The following is a 20680-nucleotide window of genomic DNA, read 5'->3' on the forward strand; positions in this document are numbered from 1 at the left end:
CGATCCACCGAGGCGACGAAAAAGCCAATCCGCCGCAGCAAGGATAACGCTCGTGCCCTAAGTTAGCGCCTATGGGGGTCAGGCCCTCATTGAGGCCTGTGTCATTGAGCGTCTTCAAGACCTGGGCGATGCCGCTGGCTGAGAGCGCATGGGTCGCGCCGCGATAGGCGAAGCGCCAGGCCGAGAGATGATCGCAGATCACGCCTTCGAGCAGCACCGCCCGCTCGCCGCCGCGAAGCTTCAGGCAGTCGGCCGGCGACAAATAGGACCAGCCGAGCTTCGTCAACAGAGCGAGCGCCGGGACCTTGGCCTGGGTTTCCTCATCAGTCCTCGGGCGCTCGGGGGCATTCATTAGTCTTCGACCACCTCGTAAGGCCAATTGAAATGGCTGTAGAGAAACGACTTGCCGCCCTCACGGTCTGTTTCCCGGGCGTAGATTCGAAATCTGGTTCCCACCGGATGATGCTTTCGCATCGAGCGGGAGCACTCGACATCCATCGTTGTCGGAAATAACTGTCCTTCGACCGGCCGAACATGAATCAGGGAACTCTTGCCATGCTTTTTGGCCGAGTAGGTCTCGACGATGACCTGATGGTACTCGGACCAAGGTTGGCTCATGGCCGAACTTTCGCTTGCCGGTAAGCAGCTGCTGCATGAGGGCACGTTTTTCAGTGAGCAATCCATTCTTGCGATCGCGAAGCACCTCCAACTCGTCCTCGCAACAATTGACGACTTGGGCAATCCGATCCTGTTCCGACTAGGTGGAACCAAGAAGATTTGCTTTGAGAAGTCCCTTTTTGACAACTCTAGGAACGTCGAGCCACATGCTTGGCGTACAAGCTTGTGCTTGAAGAACGTGAGCAGATGATAGATGAACTCGACGTTGAATGAGGCGCTAGGTATGAGGCTCTTGAAGCCTTGATTTGTCGCAATCGGTTGTGTCGCAATGGCCACTTCGCCAATGGTGGCGCGGGTACAGACAAGTAGCGCTCCAACTGGCAGCAATTTCGCCGCACTTTCTTTTAAACCTTTCTCCGTCAGCGAACGCTCGGTTTTACCTATGTAGCGCCCAGACAGCTTTGTGATGTCGGTGGGTGTGGCCCAATTGATTGAGCCGCCCCAAGCGCCGGCATCTTCGCTTTCGGGTGTTCCGCCACCGTATATCGTTCCCATTTGGCCCAGAGACACCCGCTTCCATTCTTGTCCTTCGAACCCCTTCAACCGCCGCTTGCCTGCAAGCAATTGCTGCATAAGAGCTCTCTTCTGTGCCTCGGTGTTGACGATTAGCTTTTCGGTCGCCTCGATCGCTGAATCCCAAGTCGACAGGATTTCGGCTATCCTTTTCTGTTCGGCGAGTGGAGGTAGGGCTGTAGGGCTCGCGGTATCCGTTTGAAGTCGTTGAAGTAGAGACGCAAGCGGTCATCAGTCAGACCGTATGAGTAGGCCCAGAACCGATGTACCATCTCTGGCAGCTTGAACAGATATGCTGCGAAGCGCGGGTCAACGACCTTTTTTGGCGCAAGAACGATGTAGGCTGGGCTGACTAGCGCGTCTTCAGCAGCAAGGCCCGAGGCGCCTTGCCACATGCGCATCTGTTGTATGCAATGTCACCAGGATGAACCCGAAGATGCTCTTCGTCAGCAAGCGTCGTATCTGTTTTTCGATCCAGGCTTCACGTCGGACCAATCCGCGGTCGAGTGTCACGGATAGGATCGGCAGTCCAGCTATACCCCGCTCGCGTCGACTGACAAAGTAGTCGCCGAGCCTCGGCTCCGCTCCGTTCATACGAAACCAAGCCCCCTAAGGTATTCCTCCATCCTCACTTCCAACTCTCCCATCTCAGCCTTCAGCTTCAGCCTCTCCGCTCGCACCGCCATCAAGTCAATCTCCTCCTCCGCCTCAAAGGTGTCGACGTAGCGCGGGATGTTGAGATTGAAGTCGTTGTCGGCGATCTGCTCGGCCGTTGCCAGATGGGCATACTTGTCGATGGAGATGCGGTCATCGAAGGCCGCGAAAATCCTGAGCAACTGCTCCTCGCCCAGCCGGTTCTGGTTGGTGCCTTCCTCGTAGTCGCGGCTGGCGTCAATGAAGAGCACAGAGTCGTCAGCTTTCTTCTTTCGAAAGATAAGGATGGCGGCAGGGATGCCGGTGCCGAAGAACAGTTTTTCGGGCAGGCCAATGACCGTATCCAGAAGGTTTTCCTCGATGAGCTTGCGGCGGATTTCGCCTTCGCTCGATCCACGAAAGAGCACTCCATTTGGCACGACGATGGCCATGCGGCCGGTGCGCGGCTTCATGGTCTCGATCATGTGCAAGATGAAGGCGTAGTCGCCCTTGGTTTTCGGCGGCAGGCCTCTGCGGAAGCGGCCGAAGCGGTCGGTGGCGGCCTTCTCCGATCCCCATTTATCAAGGCTGAAGGGCGGATTGGCGACGACGACATCGAAGTGGCGTAGCCGATCTTCCGCCGTGCGAAGCTTTGGGTTGCCGATCGTGTCGCCCCATTCGATCTGGTGATTGGTCTCGCCGTGCAGGAACATATTCATCTTGGCTAGCGCCCAGGTCGAGCCGATCGCCTCCTGGCCATAGAGCGCATATTTCCTTGAGCCGGTGTGTCGGGCGATCTCCTGGCCGCATTTCATCAGCAGCGAGCCCGAACCGCACGTCGGATCGCAAATGTCGTCGCCTTCCTGGGGCTCTACCAGCCGCGCCATTAGGGTTGAGACTTCCGCCGGGGTGTAAAACTCGCCCGCCTTCTTGCCGGCAGACGCCGCGAAGCGCGAGATGAGATATTCGTAGGCGCCACCGATGATGTCGAGACTGCCGACCCGGCTTGGTCTCAGGTCGAGGCTATCCTTGGCAAAATCCTCCAGCAGCATCCGCAAGATGTCGTTCTTCTGCTCCTCATCGCCGAGCTTGTTGGCGTTGAAGGAGATGTCCTGGAACACGTCGCGAAGCTTGTTGCCGTTCGCCTCCTCGATCGCATGGAGGGCGGTGTCGATGCGCTCGCCGTTACCGGCCTTGTGGCGGTCGCGATGGAGGTCATAGAAGCTCGCACCCTTGGGCAACACGAACTGCTCGTTCTTCATCAGCGCCTCGATGAGGTCGGGATGGTCACCGTGCTCCTTGCGGTAGGTCTCGTAGTGGTCCTTCCACACATCGGAGATGTATTTGAGGAACAGCATAGTCAGCACGTAGTCCTTGTAGACCGACGCGTCGACCGTGCCCCTGAAGGTGTCGCAGGCAGCCCACGCCGCCTTGTTGATCTCGGCTTGAGTTACGCGACCCGCTGCCATCGTGCCCCCTATCGAATCGGTGGAATACACCAGTCCAGCTCTGGTTTTGCAATCTCAAATGCGCCGCATTCTGTGAGGCTGGACTTGTTAGGAGGAGACAGAAAATGAAGGTGCTTGCAAGTCTGGAACCCAATCGGCTTCGAATGACTTGTTCGTGGATAGCTCTCGAAGGGAGAACCAATTGTCCGCGCCTGAGGAAATGGATGTCGTCCTCGAAAAGCTGCCTTTGAGGATCGGCGCCTACGTACCCGACGACTTGCTGGAAGACTGGTTCGCGCCGGGAACGGGCATGAACCCGGTCAGCCCGGCAGCGCTGGCGGCGGCCAAGACTTACGGATGGCGCTTCGAATGCGAGTTCAAATACTATCCCGAACGGATGGAGGGCGTGTTCTGGAAGTGGGTGCCGGCGATCTGATCCGCATAACTTCCATCGGATCCGCACAATTGCCATCGGCCCCTTGGCGCTCAGGGATCGAGGTTGCCGCGAGATCGCTTCCCCTGATCTTCTCAGCCTCAGCCTACCGGCGTCGCCACCTTTCCGGTTCCGCCGCATTCCGGACAGGTGCGGCCGTCGATCATGCCTGTCCCGGCGCAGCACCGCCATCTTCTCTAGAACCCGCGCGACGAACTTCAGCCGCTCATCCAATTGGCTACACTTCCAAGGCACCCTTGCTCTCCTTGCAAAGGGCCGAAAGTGTAACCCATTCTCCGGAACGAACTGTCACTCATCTCTCGGGAAAGGGCAATGCAGCCGCTGCACGATACTGGAAACCGTCGGTTGTTTGCGCGATGATCCCGTTGGCAGTCTTCAGCCGATCAGACGCTGGCCATCCGGCCAACGCTGGTGACCGCGGCGACAAGCCGCTCGCCAAATTACCCCTTGAGGCATGACCAAAATGGATATCAGACCGCTCCTGGCCAAGGCTTTTCGAAATATAGCGCAAAGAATAGATCATCACGATTTGGGAACGGGCGGGAAGCCGCGGCACTGTCCCATCTGCGGGTACCATGGAGACTTCGCGCCATACGGCGTCATTCCGCGTCCGGATGCGATGTGTCCACAGTGCAATTCACTCGAACGGCATCGTCAGTTCAAACTCCTATTTGATCGCGTCAAGCTACTTCCGCCCGATGCATCATTGCTGCATTTCGCTCCCGAGGTCGCGGTGTCCCAATTTGTGCGTCCGCTATGCTCCAAGTACGTAACTGCTGACCTAATGCGCGACGACGTCGATCTGAAACTCAACATCGAAGCGATCGACTTGGCAGACCACAGCTTCGATGCCGTGATTTGTTCGCATGTCCTCGAACATGTCGATGACATCGCGGCCCTGGCGGAACTGTTTCGCATTCTCAAGCCCGACGGTGTTGCCCTACTCATGGTGCCGATAGTTGAAGGCTGGGAGACGAGTTATGAGGATTCCACGATTACCGGCAAGCGCGATAGGCTCGCGCACTTTGGGCAGGGAGACCACGTTCGGCGCTACGGGCGCGATTTCCGTGATCGCGTCAGACAGGCCGGTTTTGAGCTGACCGAATTTGTCGTCGATGGCGCTAATTCCGTAGAATACTCCATCACCCCCGGCTTACGAATCTTTATCGCAAGGAAACCTCACTAGGGCGGTAGACGAATCCGGCATCCTGAAATCGTGCATCGGCGCCGTAGCGCTGTGGTGCTAGAGGCCAAGGCGTTCCACAATGGCTGTCAGGCGTCCCGCGAGGAGTTCTTCAAAGGCTTAGACGGCGCAAAGCGGATAATCACAAGGGCCCCGCAATGACATAGCGGTGCCCAGTTTCATGCTCTCGGGGTGCGCCATTTCACGGCCCATTCTGGACACGGTTTATAACCGGAGACATGGGTACACTGTCGGCCCGAAGGGGTTGAGCAGGAAATCATCGTTGAAAGCAGTCGTAACTCGTCCATAGCTTTTTCGAAGCCGTACCCGAGATGCTGCCGTCGTCCACGTTCCTCCTAAAACGCCAACGCGCCCTGTGCGGTCTCGTCGAGCCGCAACACTCCGAGCAGAAGCCAGACGTGGCGCCACTTAGCTTGGTTGCCGACCGCGAACGCCACGCCTACGTGCCCGATGACTTGCTAGAAGACTGGTTCGCGCCGGGAACCGGTATGGACCCGGTCAGCAAGGAAGCGCCAAGGGGCCGATGGCAATTGTGCGGATCAGATCGCCGGCACCCACTTCCAGAACACGCCCTCCATCCGGTCGGGGTAGTATTTGAACTCGCATTCGAAGCGCTGGCGGCGGCGAAGACTTACGGATGGCGCTTCAGTGACCGAAATTGCCGCGAAACGTGTTTGCTGTCTCGATCTTCTCAGCCGCCGCCTATCGGCGTCGTCACCTTTCCGGTTCCGCCGCATTCGGGGCAGGTGCGGCCGTCGATCATGCCTGTCCCGGCGCAGCGGCGACAGAAATTCTCGCCGGTGCCAGGAATGCCTGGCGGGACTTCGTCGGGATTGGCTTCGCCAAATTGCTCGAGTTTGCCTTGCAGTTGCTTTCTCAACCGGGCTACCGCGGTCTCGTCGACTTCAAGCGACGTGCTGCTGTCATCAGGCAGACCTTCACCGGATTGGCCTATGGTTTCGTTGCGCGGCCGGTCGTTCGTGCCTGTGGTTATCTCTTGTTTCTGAGCCATTGCAGTACTCTTTTGCAGATTGCAGGTGCAGATCTCAGCTCCTGCGGTTCGAACGCCTCAGCTCCGCAGAGGTTCCGGCTGGCAATTGTTCGCCGGCGGGCCTGGACGGAAGCGGCAACAGCCAAGCGCACCCAGGCTGAAACAGCACGATATCGGGAAGTCGCTCAAGCAGGATTCCATCAATGGCGCGGCGCCGCTTTTGCGTCAGCGCTACGACAGCTGCTCCGACCGCACTTTCACATCGTCGCTCAGCTGCCGCACGATTTCGGCGGTGTTGCGGATATCGGCTTCGTCGAGAGCGACGCCCATGGTCGAGGCGATCGCCATCAGCTGGGCGTTCAGCTCTCCATAGCGCGCGGCGCCTTTGCGCGTCAGCTGCACAAGCTTCGAGCGCCGGTGTTTTGGATTGTCGATGAATTCGACCAGCCCCTCGGCCGCAAGCTCATCCGCCAGCCGCTGCATGCGCTGGCGGCTGGTGGGCCGCATCTGGGCGATCTGCGGCACGGTGAGCGGGCCAAACAGCGCCAGGCTTCGCATGAAGCCGAACGCACCGCCGCCCCAACTGGTGATGAGCCCTGTCTTCTGGCCGAGAGCCCGTATCCTGAAGAAGCACTGGGCCACTTCGAGCATCAGCTCGGTGATCGCCTCGGCCTTGCCGTCAACGATAGGGCCCGCCCCTCGCTCAGTCCCGTGTCGTGCCGACGCCATCGCTTTCTTTCCCTTTTTCCGTGCCAACTTCTGCGATTGACACCACAGTTGTCAACTTCTAGAATGACAACCTAGTTGTCGTTTCTAGGCGGCATGGGGCTTCGGGCTCCTAGGCATCTGCGGGAGCAGACATGGCAATGGACCCGGCTGGGCAAGAGGTAACCGAAACCGCAGGCGTCATCGCGAGACCGCCGCTCCTGTTTCTCGCTGCTTTCCTGATTGGCTTCGTGCTGGATCGCCTGCTGCGTTTGCCGTTCCCCAGCAATGACCTGGTCACCTGGATCATCGGCGGCGCGCTGATTCTGATCGGATTTGCGCTTTTCGCCGCGGGCATTCGCAATTTCTCCCGCGCGACGACGCCGGTGCCGACGAATGAGCCGACGCGCGTGCTGGTGACGACCGGCATCCACGGATGGACGCGCAATCCGATCTACCTCGGCATGTTCCTCATCTATGGCGGCATCGGCGTCGCCGCGCAGAATATTTGGATCCTTGTCCTCACGCTGCCGCTTGCAATCCTGATCCGCTACGGCGTCGTCGCCCGCGAGGAGGCCTATCTCGAGCGGCGGTTCGGCAATGCGTATCGCGACTACAGGCAAAGCGTGCGGCGGTGGCTCTGAGCCTCGCAAGAATGCCGCGGTGTCGCGAGCGTCAGGAAACAGCAACGAGATGACCGTTGCCAACATCCCTAAGGGCCAGTTTCGGCGGCTCTTCGCCGATTTTTCGAGTCGGGCTCGGAATCTCCTGGTCGAGACGCGCAAAACGCGGCCGGCGCTTTGCCGGATCGGGCACCGGCACGGCCTCGATCAAGCGCTTCGTGTAGGGATGGCGCGGGTTCGAAAAGACCTGATCGCGGGTGCCCATTTCGACGATGTGGCCGAGATACATGACGGCGACACGATCGGAAATGTTCTCGACCACCGCCATGTCGTGCGAGATGAACAGATAGGCGATGGCGAATTCACGCTGCAGTTCCTTCAGCAGGTCGAGCACGCGGGCCTGCACCGACACGTCGAGCGCCGAAACGCTTTCGTCGGCGATGATGAGCTTGGGCCTCAGCGCCAGCGCGCGGGCGATGCAGATGCGCTGGCGCTGGCCGCCCGAGAATTCGTGCGGATAAAGCTCCATCTGGTCGGCCGACAGGCCGACGCGCTCGAACAGCGCCGCCACAAGCTGGCTGCGCTCTTCCTTCGAGGCGATGCGATGGATCAACAGCGGCTCGGCAACGAGGTCGCCGACGCGCATGCGCGGGTCGAGCGAGGCATAGGGATCCTGGAAAATCATCTGCACGTCGCGGCGAACCGCCTTGCGCTGCTCACGGCCAAGGCCTGCCAGATTGCGCCCGCCGATCACGATATCGCCGTGGTAGGGCACAAGCCCGGCCAGCGCCTTGGCGGTGGTCGACTTGCCGCAGCCGGATTCGCCGACCAGCGCCAGCGTCTCGTGCGGCGCGATCGAAAAGCTGATGCCTTCGACGGCGTGGACACGGCGGTTCACTTGGCCGAAGAAGCCACCGCGGAGGTCGAAATGGACATGCAGATCATTGACGACAGCGACACTCCCGCGCATTTCCGCTTCGACGGATTTTTGTTCGGCGGATTTTTGGCGGCCGACGCCGGTACCGATGCGCGGCACGGCGGCGAGCAGTTCACGCGTATAATCGGCTTGCGGGCGGGCAAAGATATCGGCGGCGGTTCCCTGCTCGACCAAGCGGCCGTGCCGCATGATGACGACGCGATCAGCCATTTCGGCCACCACGCCCATGTCGTGGGTGATGAGGATGATGCTGGTGCCATGTTCGCGCTGCAGATCGCGCAGCAGTTCCAGCACCTCGCCTTGCACGGTGACATCGAGCGCCGTCGTCGGCTCGTCGGCGATCAGCACATCCGGTTTCAGCGCCAGGGCCATGGCGATCATCACGCGCTGGCGCATGCCGCCGGACAGTTCGTGCGGAAACTGTTTTAGCCGGCTTTCGGCTTCCGGAATGCGGACAGCCTTCAACGCCTCGATGGCACGCCGGCGCGCCTCGGCGCGAGACAGGCCGGTATGCGCCTCGATGGATTCGACCAGCTGGCGGCCGATCGACAGCACCGGATTGAGCGATGTCATCGGCTCTTGAAAAATCATCGCGATGCGGTCGCCGCGAATGCGGCGCATCCGACGCTCATCGAGCCCAGCCAGATCGATGTAGCGCCGGTCCATATCGTGAAGCCGGATCTTGCCTGACGATATGCGGGCTGCAGGCTGCGGCAAGAGCTGCATGATCGCCAGCGCGGTCATCGATTTGCCGGAACCGGATTCACCGGCAATGCAAAGCGTCTCGCCGCGCTTGAGCGTCAGCGACAGGTCCGACACGACTTCCCGTTCGCCGTCCTCGCCGCGCACGCTGACGGAGAGGTTGGCGATATCGAGGATGGGGTTGTCGGCGAGGGTCATTGTGGGCGCGGCCGGGAGAAGGTTGTGTTCCTGCGCACCCCCCTCTGTCCTGCCGGACATCTCCCCCGCAAGGGGGGAGATTGGCAGTTTCGCCCCCGCGGCCATTCTTCGCCGTTGAAGATTGGCGAAATCCGTCGTGACATCCGATCTCCCCCCTTGCGGGGGAGATGGTCGGCAGACCAGAGGGGGGTGTGACGGAACGCAGCGTTCATTCAAACACGCAGCGCGGGAAGTAGAACGACACCACCCAGTTCGGCATGTCGACGATCTCGCTGATCCGGAGATCGCCGCAGACCGATACCAGCATGTAGGCGTCGACCGGATCCATTGCGTAGCGGCCGGCAAGCAGGTCGATCATCTGTGAGACCGCTTCCCTGGCGCCGGTCATCAGGTCCGGTCCGATGCCGGTCGTCACCTCATAGCCCTTGGCGTCGAGATGGCGCGTCACCGGGCCAGGCGTGGTGAAGCGCGGCATCTTCAGCCGCGCATTTTTAACCAGGTCGAGCTTGAGCACGACATCCATCGGGCTTTCGATCGCCGTGCCGCACACTTCGCCGTCGCCCTGCGCGGCATGCGTATCGCCGACCGAAAACAGCGCACCGGCCACCTCCACCGGCAGATAGAGCGTGGTGCCGGCCGCGAGATCGCGGATGTCGAGATTGCCGCCGACGCGCCTTGGCGGCACCACCGAGTGGAGGCCCGTTTCGGCTGGCGCATTGCCGATGGTGCCGGCAAACGGTTTCAGCGGCACGCGGGCTTGCCTGCCAAACAGCGCCGGCTCGAGCGAGGCGGCGTCGTATGTCCAAATGTTCAGCGCTGGTTCCGGGAAGTCGTCGGCGAGCAGGCCGAACCCCGGAATGTTCGCCGTCCAACCGAAGCCCGACGGCTTGAACGCCTCAACTGTGATCTTCAGCGCGTCGCCCGGCTCGGCCCCGTCGACATAGATGGGCCCGGTGACGGGGTTCACCCTGGCGAAGTCGAGCAAGGCGACGTCGTCCACAGTGCTGTCCAGCGTCAACTGGCCTCCGGACGAGTCCAGGCACTGGAACTCGATCGTCGAACCGGGCGCCAACCGCTCGGTCGGGACAAAGGAATTGTCCCAGCCGAAATGGTGATGGCGCCCGTGGATGGTGTAGTCGCAGTTATTGCACATCGGTCACATACACATAGTCGTAGTTGATCGGGATATGGACGGGGTCGACGTAGAGATTGTCGGCGCCGCCCATCCGGGGGGATTTCATGGTGAAGCGCTGCTCGTTGAAGACCGGCACCCAGGGCGCGTCTTCCATGATCTTGCGATAGATCTCGCTCCACATCTTGGCGCGTTCGCCTGATCTGGCCGGATCGACGATCGAGTCGGCCTCCGCCGCCTTGGCGTCGAGATCCTTGTTGCAGTACCACGACCAGTTCCAGCCGCCAGGAACCGCGCCGGCACAGCCGAGGATCGGCCCGTAGAAGTTCGACGGATCGGGGAAATCGGCGATCCAGGCCATGCCGCCGGACCAGATCATCGGCGCGCCGGCCTTGTCGCCGCCGGCAGCGATGACGTTGGCCTGCGCGAGCGACTGAATGCCGGCTTTAATGCCGATGGCCGCCAGATCCTGCTGGATCGCCTGGGCGATACGCGGGTTGGGATCGGTGTTCATGGCGAACAGCTGCGTGTCGAAACCGTCGGGATGACCGGCCTCGGCAAGCAAAGCCTTGGCCTTGGCCACGTCATAGGGATAGCCCTTGAATTCCTTGTCGTAGCCGGGCATCGAAGGCGGCAGCGGCTGGTTGGCCGGCACCGCGCGGTTGTTGATCAGCTGGACGATACGGTCCTTGTTAATCGCCATGTTGACCGCTTGCCGCACCTTCACATTGTCGAAAGGCGCCATGGTGGTGTTCATGGTGATGTAGCCGGTGTGCAACTGGCCGCCCTCGACGACGCGGGCCTTCTGCTCGGGATCGGCCATCACCTCCTGGAACTTGGCCGGCGGAATGCCGTCGCCGGGAATGTCGATCTCGCCCTTCTGCAGCCGCAGCAGCGCCACGATCGGCTCCTGGCCGATCTCGAAGCTGACCTTGTCGAGATACGGCAGGCCCTTATGCCAGTAATCCGGGTTGCGCTCGAAGACGACGCGCTGGCCGAGCGTCCATTCGGCGAACTTGAAAGCCCCGGTGCCGACCGGATGCTTGCCGAAGTCCGCGCCGTATTTCTCGACCTCCTCCTTCGGCACGACATGCGAGAAGTTGATGGCCATGACATGCAGGAAGGTAGCGTCGGGCCGGGTCAGCTCGAACTTGATCGTGTAGGGATCGACGACGGTGACGCCCGCCAGGCTTTCCGCCTTGCCTGCAGCGACATCCTCATGGCCCTTGATCGAGCCGAAGAAGCCGGCGCCCGGGCTCTGCGTCTTCGGATTGGTGACGCGATCGAGCGAATATTTCACGTCATCGGCGGTCATCTCACGGCCATTGTGGAACTTCACCCCTTGGCGCAGCTTGAAGGTGAAGGTCTTGCCGTCGGGCGCGATCTCGTAGCTCTCGGCGAGGTCAGGCCGCAGGTTGGTGGTGCCCGGCTCGTAGTCCATCAGCCCGTCGAACAGGCTCTTGATCATCGACCAGTTCTGCCAGTCATAGCCGATGGCCGGATCGAGCGTGGCGACGTCGTCCTTGTAGGTGATGGTGATCGCGCCCCCCTGCTTGGCGTTCGGATCGACGGCGTCTTCGGCGCGGGCGCTTGTCATGCCGAGCATCAGCGCGAGCGCTGATGCAGCAACGGTGGAGGTCAAGAATTTCTTCATCTCATGTTCCCTTTCTCTGGTTTGTTACCGGTATTTTTTGGTTTTCATCTGAGCTTAATGCGCGGATCGATGAACGGTGCGACGGTGTCGGCCAGGAGATTGCCGAGCACGATGGCGAAGGCCGAAACCAGCGTGACACCCATGATGATCGGAATGTCGACGCGCTGGATGGCCTGCCAGGCAAGCTGGCCGATGCCGGGCCAGCCGAACACGCTTTCGACCACCACGATGCCGCCCATGAAGATGCCGATGTCGATGCCGATCATGGCGATGACCGGCAGGATGGCGTTGGGAAGTGCGTGGCGGAAGATGATGGCGCCGCGCGCAAGGCCCTTGGCGCGGGCGGTTCGCATATAGTCCTGGCGCAGCACGTCGATCATCGACGAGCGCATCATGCGGGCGTACCAGCCGGCGCCGAGGATCCCCATGGTCAGCGAGGGCAGCACCAGATGGCGCCAGGTGCCGTAGCCGCCGATCGGGAACCAGCCGAGCCGCACGGCGAATACATAGAGGAGCAGCAGGCCGACGACGAATTGCGGCGCCGAGACGCCGACAAAGGACGCGACCATCAGTGTCTGGTCGGTGGCGGTGCCGCGCCTGACGGCGGCAAGCAGGCCCATCGTCAGGCCGATCGCCAGCTCGCAAAGGATGGCGCCGATCATCAGCAGCAGGCTCGCCGGCAGCCGCGAGACGATGAGCTCCGTGACCTCGGAACGCTGGATGTAGGAGCGACCGAGATCGCCGCTGAGCAGGCTGGTCAGATAGTGCCAGTACTGGATGAAGAAGGGCTGATCGAGACCGAGCTGCCGGCGGATGCTTTCGACCGTTTCGGGTGTGGCGCTGCGGCCGGCGATCTGGCGGACGGGGTCGGCGGGCAGCAGGTAGAGCAGCGCAAAGGTAATCAGCGAGACGCCCAGCAGGATGAGCAGCGATTGAATGACGCGGCGGCCGAGATAGGCGATCATGCCCGGCCCCTTTGCGTCGGATCGAGGATGTCGCGCAGCGCATCGCCGATGAGGTTGAAGGCCAGCGCCAGCGCCAGGATCGCCGCACCCGGAAAGAAGACGAGCCAGGGCGCTGCCTGGAAATAGGTCTGGTTCTCGAAAATGATGTTGCCCCAGGATGCGGTCGGCGGCTGCACGCCGATGCCGAGATAGCTGAGCGTTGCTTCGAGCAGCACGGTGGTCGAGATGCCGAGCGTGCCCCAGACGATGATCGTCGGCAGCAGATGCGGCAGGATATGGCGAAACAGGATGCGTGGTGCGCTGGCCCCGATGGTGCGCTCGGCGTCGATGAACTCGCGCTCGGCGAGCGAGCTGGTCTCGGTGTAGATGACCCGCGCGGTCTGCACCCAGTTCACAAGTGCGATCACCATGGCGACGATCCACAGGCTCGGCTGGAGCACCGCCGCCAGGCAGATGGCGAGCAGCAGCGCTGGGAAGGCCATCATCAGATCGGTGAAGCGCATCAGTGCGCTGCCTATCCAGCCGCGGAAATAGCCAGCGGTGACGCCGACCAGCGTGCCGATCAGAAGCGCCACGCTGTTGGCGACGATGCCGATGATCAGCGAGGTGCGCGCGCCGAAAAGGATGCGGGTCAGCAGATCGCGGCCGAGCAGATCCGTGCCCAGCCAGAAGCTGGCGTTCGGCGGCAAAGGCGCGCCTTCAAGCGTCAGCCCGTCGAACATCTGCTCGTTCGGATCGTAGCCCGTCAGCCACTGCGCCAGGACGGCGCCAGCCACGACGACGGCAACGATCACCAGGCCAATCAATGCCAGAGGACGCTTGACCAGGCGCCGCCAGACGCCGGCGCGTGGCTTGACCGGCATGCGCCCGGTTGCCGGAAGATCAGGCGCGATGGGACTGGTCATCGCCGCCTTCTTCCGTCATCGCCACGATCCTGCGCGCGGCCTCCTCGACACTGATCTGCCAGCTCATCGCCAGCGACCGGAGCTGCGCATAGGCGCGGCCGTCCTCGGCGCCCTTCGACAAGGCCTCCACCGCGCGCACGATGGTCTGGCGCTCCGCGACGCGCAGGCGAAGCGACGATATCTCGCTTGCCAAAAGCTTGCGCGCCTCGAAACTCTGCCGCGCGATCAACAGGGCGCTGTAGACGCCGGCATTGCCGACCGGCTTCAGCAACTGGGCGTCGGCCTTGTGCGACAGCGCCCACTCGATGCGGCCCGGCGCTTCGGAGCCGATCAGCGCCACCAGCGGCATCGGCGCCTCACCCGGCGCCCATGGGAATTGTTCGTCGAAGCCGAGATCGGCATCGAAGAAGACGAAATCCGCCGCCAGCGCCTCGGCCGGCAGTTCCGGCCAGCAGCCGACCGTCTCGAGGCCGATGGCCGACAATTGCCGCGTGATCGCCTGCACCGTCGGATGCGGACGATGCAGGACAAAGGCCCTGGCGCCGCCGAGATTCGGGATGCGCGGAACCTTGCTCACGACACCACCCTCAGGCGTGGGCGGCCGAACGTCTCGGTCCGGTCATAGCGGGACAGATAGGGATCGGGCGCGACACACTTGGTCAGCGTGACGGTCTTGAATGCGGTCCCCTCGATGCGCCCGATCTGCACCGGCAAGGTGGCGTGCTGGGTTTGCGGATCGATGGAGATGTCGCCGAGCGGGGTTCGAAACGAGGTTCCGGCAAAGGCCCGGGGAAGCTCCGGCCATTGTGCGCCGGGATTGCGGGCGAGAATTTCGGCAAGCGTCCGCACCGAGGCATAGGCCGCCGCCTCGAAGGACGAGGCAGGCATGATGGAGGGCGCCGAATCGCCCTGGCGATCCGCTGCCGAGATATCGTGAAAGTACGGCCCGACGGAAAGGTGGCCATTGCCCGCATCATTGAGCGCCGGCAACTCGCATTCGGTGAGATTGCAGGACAGGATCGGGCAGCGCTCCGGCCTGAAATGCGGGTCGCGTTTGGCGAGCTCAGCGTATGCAGCGATGAAGGCATAGGACGAGGAGCCGATCAGGTTGTTCAGGACGAACTCCGGCCGGGTAGCCTGGATCTCGGCGACCAGCCTGGAGACATCGACCTCGCCGAGCGGCAGATAGCGTTCGCCCAAAACCTTGCCGCCGGCGTCGGCGATCAGGTCGCGGGCGACACGGTTGGTCTCCCAGCCCCAGATATAGTTCGAACCGAGCAGGAAGCCGTTGGCACCGAAGCGCGGCACGACATGGGCCAGCAGCGGGACGAGGTGCTGGTTTGGGCAAGCGTGCATGTAGACGACATGCTCGTTCGCTTCGAAGCCCTCATAGGGGCAGGCGTACCAACACGTGCCGCCGGCGCGCTCGAGGATCGGAATGACCTCCTTGCGGCTCCACGACGTGATGCAGCCAATGATGTGGCGCGCACTGCTGTTGGCGAGAATGTCGGCGCAGCCCGTCGCGTAGCCATCGATGTTGCCTTGAGGGTCGCGCTCCACAGGAACGAATTCGATCGGCATGGCGGGATCGGCGTTGACATCGGCGATGGCCGTCATCGCACCCGAACGGCAGGATTCGGACAGCAGGCGGTAGTTGCCCGACCGCGAGTAAAGGATGCCGATTTCGATACGCCGTCCCAAGCAAATCCCGAAAAATAACAATGCCCCGCAGCCGCCGCCGCGGAAGGCGAGGCATACGAGGCATTTTTGCCGCCCGGCGGTCGGAGCCGGTATTTTCCCCAATAGCGTATTCGGTACGGCGGGTCAGTCAAGCGGGAAAAGTGAGAGCGGGGAAAGCGACCCGTTGCGCGAGGGGGTCCCGCAGAAAACTCGTCCTATCTCAGCGGTGGGCGCGTTTCTCGTCCGTCGCCGCCCGGTCGATCGCCAGCCCATCCGTCGACAGGGAGACACCAAATTTTTCGCCAGCGTCCTCGGCCGTATAGTACCCCAGCCTGACATCCCTCAGCACCAGTTCCGGATCGCGCTGCAGGGGATCACCATAGCCGCCGCCGCCCGGCGTGCCGACGCGCACGCGGTCGCCGGCCTTGAGCGCGATGTCCTGCTCCTTGGAGAGGTGCGGCGGCACATGTTCCTTGCCGTCGCGGAACACGGTCACCGTGTTGACCGCGCCGTCCTTGCCGCCGAGCGCGCCCTGTGGGCCGAAACGGCCGTGGTCCATGACGAAGGAAGCGCGGGCGTCGCCGCGCAGGATCTCGACCTCGTAGGCGAGGCCAAAACCGCCGCGATGCCTGCCGGCGCCGCCCGAGCCTTCGCGCAGGGCATAGTGGCGGTAGAGCACCGGAAACGCCTGCTCCATGATTTCGACCGGCGGCGATTTGGAAATGCCGATGGTCGAGCAGCCATTGGTCAGGCCGTCATGGCCGGCATTGCCGCCATAGCCGCCGCCCGAAATCTGGTACATGACGTAGTCGCGGCCGCGGGCCGGATCGTTGCCGCCGAGCGCGAAATTGCCGCTGGAGCCGGCCGGGGCCGCCGTCACGTTGTCAGGCAGGGCCTGCACCATCGCCGCGAACACCGCCTCGGCGATGCGCTGCGAAACCTCGGCCGCGCAGCCCGACACCGGGCGCGGATATTTTGCGTCGAGGAAGGTGCCTTCCGGCCGCTTGACGATCAGCGGCTCAAAGGCGCCGGCGCTGATCGGCACGTCGGGGAAAATATGGCGCATGGCGAGATAGACCGAGGACAAGGTGGTGGCCAGAACGCTGTTCATCGGCCCGGCGCAGGGTTTTGACGAGCCTGAGAAATCGAAGCTGAGCGTGTCGCCCTGTTTCTCCACAGCCAGCGCTATGGTCAGCGGCTCGTTCACCACCCCGTCGGAATCGACGAAAGCTTTTGAGCGATAAATGCCATCGGGAATGGCTGATATGTTGGCGCGCATCTGCTCGGCGGCGCGGCGGCGCAACTCGGCGATCGCCTCGACCACCGTTTCATCTCCGTAACGATCCAGGATTCCATTGAACCGGTCCTGGCCGATCAGCAGGGCCGCCGCCTGCGCGCGGATGTCGCCGATGCGCTGGTCGGCAACCCTGATGTTCGAGCAGATGATGGCGTAGATTTCGCGATCGAGCACGCCCTTCTTGAACAGTTTCACCGGCGGCAGCCGCAGGCCCTCCTGCTCGACCGCCGTTGCCGAGGCAGAAAAGCCGCCCGGCACCGAGCCGCCGATATCGGGCCAGTGGCCGGTGTTCGACAGCCAGCAGAAAATCTTGCCATCCCGGTAGACCGGCATGGCGAAGCGCACATCCATCAGATGGGTGCCGCCGAGATAGGGGTCGTTGACGATGTAGATGTCGCCGGGCTCGGGTGGCAGGCAGCGCCCGTCGGCGATCATCTCGATCACCGTTTTGGTCGAGTACTGCATGACGCCGACGAACACCGGCAGGCCCTGGCTGCCCTGTGCGATCAGCGATCCATCGAGCGCCGAATAAATGCCGTCGGAGCGGTCATTGGCCTCGGCGATCACAGGCGAGAAGGCGGCGCGCGAAAAGGTCAGGTCCATCTCGTCGCAGACCTGCTGCAGCGCCGCCTGGATGACCGAAAGAGTAATGGCGTCGAGCTTTTCCATCTCAGGCCCCACTAACCCACTCAATTCCAATTTCAATGATGATGTTGCCGTCGGCGTCCGAGCGTGCCCGGTCGCCGGGCTCGAGCACGGTGGTGGCGTCCATCTGCTCGAGGATCGCCGGCCCTTCGATGACGGCGTCGAGCGGCAGCTTTTCCCTGACGTAGACCGGCGTGTCGTGCCAGCGCCCGCCATACCAGACCGGCCGGATTTCGCGCCGCGCCTCGTCGAGCGTTCTGGCGCGGCCGGCCGGGTCGATCAATCGTGAAAGATCGATCGCCGGCCGCACGCCGGTAACCGAGGTGTTGAGGTTGACCAGATTGGCGCGGATTTCCGGCAGCTCGACCTTGAAGCGGGCGAAATAGGCCTTTTCGAACAGTTGCTGCAGTACCTCGCGCGTCACCAAAGACGACGGCAGCGGCACGTTGATGATGTGGGTCTGGCCGACGAACTGCATGTCGGCGGAATGGGTGACGCGGATCGTCTCCGGCTTTACCGCTTCCTTGCCGATCAGTTCCCCGCCTTCGTTTCGGTGCCGTTCCAAGACGGCGTAAAGCTTGGTTTCATCAAGACTGGCCACCGGCTGGTTGACCGTGTTGACGAAATCGTGCCTGAGATCGGCGACGACACAGCCGAGCGCATTCGTGATGCCCGGCCGCGCCGGCACCAGCACTTTGGGCAGGCCGAGCTCGCGCGCCAGGGCTGTCGCATGCAGCGGCCCGGCGCCGCCGAAGGCGAACAGCGCGAAATCGCGCGGATCGTGGCCGCGCGACACCGAGACCATGCGGATGGCGCCGGCCATCTTGATGTTGCCGAGCCGCAGCACCGCTCCCGCCGCCTCGACGCCGGACAGGCCGGTGGGTCGGCCGATCCCGTCTTCGAAGATGCCGGTGACGTGTTCGACGGTGACCGGATTTTCGACCGCCAGCAGCTTCTTCGGCGCCAGCCGGCCGAGCACCAGATTGGCATCGGTGATGGTCGGTTCAACGCCGCCGCGCCCGTAGCAGATCGGGCCGGGATTGGCGCCGGCGCTTTCCGGGCCGATCTGGATCAGGCCGGCCGCATCGACGCGGGCGATCGAGCCGCCGCCGGCGCCAACTGTATGCACCGCCACCATCGGCACATGGATCGGCATCGCATATTCGATCTCGATCTCGTTCGACACCGCCGGTTCGGCATTGCGGATCAGCGCCACGTCGGTCGAGGTGCCGCCCATGTCGTAGGTGACTAGGTTTTCGAAGCCGGCGCGTTTTCCGGTATAGGCGGCGGCGATGACGCCGGAGGCCGGGCCGGACATGACGGTCTTGGCCGATTCACGGGTGACAAAGCGGGCCGAGATCATGCCGCCATTGCCGTTCATGATCAGGAAGTCGCGGGCGTAGCCTTTCGACCCCAACTCCTTGCGCAGCCGCTCGACATAGCGCTCGAGGATCGGCTGCACCGAGGCATTGACCGAAGCGGTGACGCCGCGCTCGAATTCGCGCGCTTCCGACAGCAGCGCATGGCCTGTCGTGATGTAGCTGTTCGGCCAAAGCGCGGCAGCGATCTCGGCGGCGCGCCGCTCATGCGCCGGATTGGCGTAGGAATGCAGGAAATGGATGACGAGGGATTCGCAGCCGGCCTCGATCAACTGGGAAATCGCCGCGCGCATCTCGGCTTCGTCGAGATGGATGCGCACCGCACCCGAGGCTTCGACGCGCTCCGACACTTCAAGCCGCAGATTGCGCGGAATGATCGGGACGAAGCTACCCGTCATGCCATAGGCCTGCGGCCGCGTCCGCCGGCCTAGCTCGATGACGTCGCGAAAGCCGCGCGTGGTGATCATGCCGGTCTTGGCCAGCCGGCGCTCCAGCACTGCGTTGGTGGTGGTCGTCGTGCCGTGCACGATGAGGTCGATGCGGTCGACCGGGAAGTCCGTGGCACTAAGCGCCGAAACGACCCCAAAAGCCTGGTTGTCGATGGTGGTCGGGGTCTTGGCGATATGCACCTTGCCGCCGTGACGCCCGTCGATCAGCAGCAGGTCGGTAAAGGTTCCGCCGACATCGATGCCGGCGACGACGCTGCCCGAGGAATCCAGCGTCTGCGCCGAAAAATTCTCTTCCATTGTCGAAACCCGAAATGTCAGGACTACAGATATGTCTCAGTTTGGAAAGGTGTTTCCCGCTGGCGTCTTGACGCAAATATCATTTGTATACTAATAAATTCCGGACACAAGAGCTTACCGCCTCGCAGTGTGCAAACGGCACGCCGGAACCTGATCGGTTCGGGCGCGCAGCAGAGAGTTTGGCGTCAGCGCCCTCGGGTTGGCCAGAAGGTTAGGTTTGATGAATACCACATCCGCGCTGAACACCGCAGGCGCCCGGCCGCTGCAGTTCCCGATTCCGGCCAATGTCTATGCCGAAACCGTGGTCTCGGTGAAGCACTATACCGACCGGCTGTTTTCGTTCCGCATCACCCGGCCGCAGTCGCTGCGCTTCCGCTCCGGCGAGTTCGTCATGATCGGCCTGCCCAATGCCGAAAAGCCGGTGTTTCGCGCCTATTCGATCGCCAGCCCCGCCTGGGACGACGAGCTGGAATTTTTTTCGATCAAGGTGCCGGACGGCCCGCTGACCGCGCAGCTGCAAAAAATCGAGATTGGCGACACCGTCATCATGCGGCAGAAGTCGACCGGCACGCTGGTGGTCGACGCGCTGACCCCGGCCAAGCGCCTGTTCATGATCTCGACCGGCACCGGCATCGCGCCCTTCGCCAGCCTGCTGCGCGATCCCGATACCTACGAGAAATTCGAGCAGGTCGTCCTGACCCACACCTGCCGCGACAATGCCGAACTCACCTACGGCCAGGAGCTGGTTGCGGAGCTGGAGAACGACCCACTGATCGGCGAGCTGACCGGCGGCCGCGTCACCCTCTACAATTCGACGACGCGCGAAACCTCCGAGCGCATGGGCCGTATCACCGCGCTGATCGGCTCAGGCAAATTCTATGCCGATCTCGGCATCGACAAGCTCGACCCCGAGACCGACCGCATCATGATCTGCGGCTCGATGCATATGCTCAGGGATGTCAAGGAACTGGCCGAAAGCCTCGGCTTCGAGGAAGGCTCGCTGCATCATCCGGCGAGCTTCGTCGTCGAGCGCGCGTTTGTCGGGTAGTTTTCTCGCTTCGTCATCCGAGGGCGGAGCCTCGCTTCGAGAGTCGCGGCGATGCTGGCCTTTTTGACGCCGGCGGGACAGCGCCCCCCTTGTAACTTGTTTCTTGCCGACTCTGCTATGAAAGCAGGTGCGGTGGCGGACGG

Annotated in this window: 18 protein-coding genes; 4 read left to right on the top strand and 14 right to left on the bottom strand. The window is 62.4% G+C overall.

The window, feature by feature from the left end; genetic code table 11:
- The 3 genes from AC0L25_RS29955 to AC0L25_RS29965 form a co-directional block, all read right to left on the bottom strand.
- A partial coding sequence (locus AC0L25_RS29955; RefSeq protein WP_473598765.1) for a hypothetical protein occupies positions 1-286 on the bottom strand: 286 nt, incomplete at its 3' end.
- 65 nt (positions 287-351) lie between these two features.
- A complete protein-coding gene (locus tag AC0L25_RS29960; RefSeq protein WP_473598766.1) occupies positions 352-1251 on the bottom strand; it encodes a restriction endonuclease subunit S in 900 nt (299 codons plus the stop codon).
- Between the two features lie 530 nt (positions 1252-1781).
- On the bottom strand, positions 1782-3293 hold the full coding sequence (locus AC0L25_RS29965) for a type I restriction-modification system subunit M (protein WP_473598767.1): 1512 nt from the start codon (positions 3291-3293) through the stop codon (positions 1782-1784).
- 181 nt (positions 3294-3474) lie between these two features.
- Between AC0L25_RS29965 and AC0L25_RS29970 the strand changes: the two genes are divergently transcribed.
- Together AC0L25_RS29970 and AC0L25_RS29975 are read left to right on the top strand one after the other, a co-directional pair.
- Positions 3475-3708, top strand: a complete 234-nt coding sequence (locus AC0L25_RS29970; protein WP_473598768.1) for a hypothetical protein — start codon at positions 3475-3477, stop codon at positions 3706-3708.
- A 481-nt stretch (positions 3709-4189) separates the two neighbouring features.
- Positions 4190-4912 (top strand): methyltransferase domain-containing protein, encoded by a 723-nt coding sequence (locus tag AC0L25_RS29975; RefSeq protein WP_473598769.1) that lies wholly within the window; start codon positions 4190-4192, stop codon positions 4910-4912.
- A gap of 709 nt (positions 4913-5621) precedes the next feature.
- Here the strand turns inward: AC0L25_RS29975 and AC0L25_RS29980 are convergent.
- On the bottom strand, positions 5622-5942 hold the full coding sequence (locus AC0L25_RS29980; protein WP_473598770.1) for a hypothetical protein: 321 nt from the start codon (positions 5940-5942) through the stop codon (positions 5622-5624).
- A 210-nt stretch (positions 5943-6152) separates the two neighbouring features.
- Positions 6153-6650 carry a MarR family winged helix-turn-helix transcriptional regulator gene (locus tag AC0L25_RS29985; protein ID WP_473598771.1) on the bottom strand — a complete coding sequence of 166 codons (498 nt, stop codon included), beginning with the start codon at positions 6648-6650 and terminating at the stop codon, positions 6153-6155.
- Positions 6651-6781: 131 nt separating this feature from the next.
- Here AC0L25_RS29985 and AC0L25_RS29990 point away from each other — a divergent pair, with 131 nt between their 5' ends.
- Entirely contained in the window at positions 6782-7270 is a 489-nt protein-coding gene (locus AC0L25_RS29990; protein ID WP_473598772.1) for a methyltransferase family protein, read from the top strand.
- 31 nt (positions 7271-7301) lie between these two features.
- Here AC0L25_RS29990 and AC0L25_RS29995 read toward each other — a convergent pair whose 3' ends face one another.
- The 9 genes from AC0L25_RS29995 to AC0L25_RS30035 all read right to left on the bottom strand — a co-directional run bounded on the left by AC0L25_RS29995 (position 7302) and on the right by AC0L25_RS30035 (position 19489).
- Positions 7302-9086, bottom strand: coding sequence for an ABC transporter ATP-binding protein (locus AC0L25_RS29995; RefSeq protein WP_473598773.1), 1785 nt, complete (start codon positions 9084-9086; stop codon positions 7302-7304).
- A gap of 208 nt (positions 9087-9294) precedes the next feature.
- Positions 9295-10239 carry an acetamidase/formamidase family protein gene (locus AC0L25_RS30000; protein ID WP_473598774.1) on the bottom strand — a complete coding sequence of 315 codons (945 nt, stop codon included), beginning with the start codon at positions 10237-10239 and terminating at the stop codon, positions 9295-9297.
- The gene (locus AC0L25_RS30005; RefSeq protein ID WP_473598775.1) at positions 10229-11872 is read right to left on the bottom strand and encodes an ABC transporter substrate-binding protein; all 1644 of its coding nucleotides are present in this window, start codon (positions 11870-11872) and stop codon (positions 10229-10231) included. The genes AC0L25_RS30000 and AC0L25_RS30005 overlap by 11 nt, the downstream gene beginning before the upstream one ends.
- Before the next feature lie 44 nt (positions 11873-11916).
- The gene (locus AC0L25_RS30010; protein ID WP_473598776.1) at positions 11917-12837 is read right to left on the bottom strand and encodes an ABC transporter permease; all 921 of its coding nucleotides are present in this window, start codon (positions 12835-12837) and stop codon (positions 11917-11919) included.
- Positions 12834-13742: an ABC transporter permease gene (locus tag AC0L25_RS30015; RefSeq protein ID WP_473598777.1), complete on the bottom strand. Its 909-nt coding sequence runs from the start codon at positions 13740-13742 to the stop codon at positions 12834-12836. The genes AC0L25_RS30010 and AC0L25_RS30015 overlap by 4 nt, the downstream gene beginning before the upstream one ends.
- A complete protein-coding gene (locus AC0L25_RS30020; protein ID WP_065009964.1) occupies positions 13720-14319 on the bottom strand; it encodes an ANTAR domain-containing response regulator in 600 nt (199 codons plus the stop codon). The genes AC0L25_RS30015 and AC0L25_RS30020 overlap by 23 nt, the downstream gene beginning before the upstream one ends.
- Positions 14316-15443, bottom strand: a complete 1128-nt coding sequence (locus AC0L25_RS30025) for a transporter substrate-binding protein (protein WP_473598778.1) — start codon at positions 15441-15443, stop codon at positions 14316-14318. The genes AC0L25_RS30020 and AC0L25_RS30025 overlap by 4 nt, the downstream gene beginning before the upstream one ends.
- 199 nt (positions 15444-15642) lie before the next feature.
- Positions 15643-17388 (bottom strand): hydantoinase B/oxoprolinase family protein, encoded by a 1746-nt coding sequence (locus AC0L25_RS30030; RefSeq protein ID WP_473598779.1) that lies wholly within the window; start codon positions 17386-17388, stop codon positions 15643-15645.
- A 1-nt stretch (position 17389) separates the two neighbouring features.
- A complete protein-coding gene (locus AC0L25_RS30035; protein ID WP_473598780.1) occupies positions 17390-19489 on the bottom strand; it encodes a hydantoinase/oxoprolinase family protein in 2100 nt (699 codons plus the stop codon).
- Positions 19490-19709: 220 nt separating this feature from the next.
- Here AC0L25_RS30035 and AC0L25_RS30040 point away from each other — a divergent pair, with 220 nt between their 5' ends.
- Positions 19710-20537 (top strand): ferredoxin--NADP reductase, encoded by an 828-nt coding sequence (locus tag AC0L25_RS30040; RefSeq protein WP_473598781.1) that lies wholly within the window; start codon positions 19710-19712, stop codon positions 20535-20537.
- Positions 20538-20680 lie beyond the last annotated feature (143 nt).

Source organism: Mesorhizobium sp. WSM4813, from assembly GCF_055811555.1.

Coding starts and splice junctions, on each gene's coding strand:
- AC0L25_RS29960 (WP_473598766.1), bottom strand. CDS start 1,251: ATGCAGCAATTGCTTGCAGGCAAGCGGCGGTTGAAGGGGTTCGAAGGA.
- AC0L25_RS29965 (WP_473598767.1), bottom strand. CDS start 3,293: ATGGCAGCGGGTCGCGTAACTCAAGCCGAGATCAACAAGGCGGCGTGG.
- AC0L25_RS29975 (WP_473598769.1), top strand. CDS start 4,190: ATGGATATCAGACCGCTCCTGGCCAAGGCTTTTCGAAATATAGCGCAA.
- AC0L25_RS29980 (WP_473598770.1), bottom strand. CDS start 5,942: ATGGCTCAGAAACAAGAGATAACCACAGGCACGAACGACCGGCCGCGC.
- AC0L25_RS29985 (WP_473598771.1), bottom strand. CDS start 6,650: ATGGCGTCGGCACGACACGGGACTGAGCGAGGGGCGGGCCCTATCGTT.
- AC0L25_RS29990 (WP_473598772.1), top strand. CDS start 6,782: ATGGCAATGGACCCGGCTGGGCAAGAGGTAACCGAAACCGCAGGCGTC.
- AC0L25_RS29995 (WP_473598773.1), bottom strand. CDS start 9,086: ATGACCCTCGCCGACAACCCCATCCTCGATATCGCCAACCTCTCCGTC.
- AC0L25_RS30000 (WP_473598774.1), bottom strand. CDS start 10,239: ATGTGCAATAACTGCGACTACACCATCCACGGGCGCCATCACCATTTC.
- AC0L25_RS30005 (WP_473598775.1), bottom strand. CDS start 11,872: ATGAAGAAATTCTTGACCTCCACCGTTGCTGCATCAGCGCTCGCGCTG.
- AC0L25_RS30010 (WP_473598776.1), bottom strand. CDS start 12,837: ATGATCGCCTATCTCGGCCGCCGCGTCATTCAATCGCTGCTCATCCTG.
- AC0L25_RS30015 (WP_473598777.1), bottom strand. CDS start 13,742: ATGACCAGTCCCATCGCGCCTGATCTTCCGGCAACCGGGCGCATGCCG.
- AC0L25_RS30030 (WP_473598779.1), bottom strand. CDS start 17,388: ATGGAAAAGCTCGACGCCATTACTCTTTCGGTCATCCAGGCGGCGCTG.
- AC0L25_RS30035 (WP_473598780.1), bottom strand. CDS start 19,489: ATGGAAGAGAATTTTTCGGCGCAGACGCTGGATTCCTCGGGCAGCGTC.
- AC0L25_RS30040 (WP_473598781.1), top strand. CDS start 19,710: ATGAATACCACATCCGCGCTGAACACCGCAGGCGCCCGGCCGCTGCAG.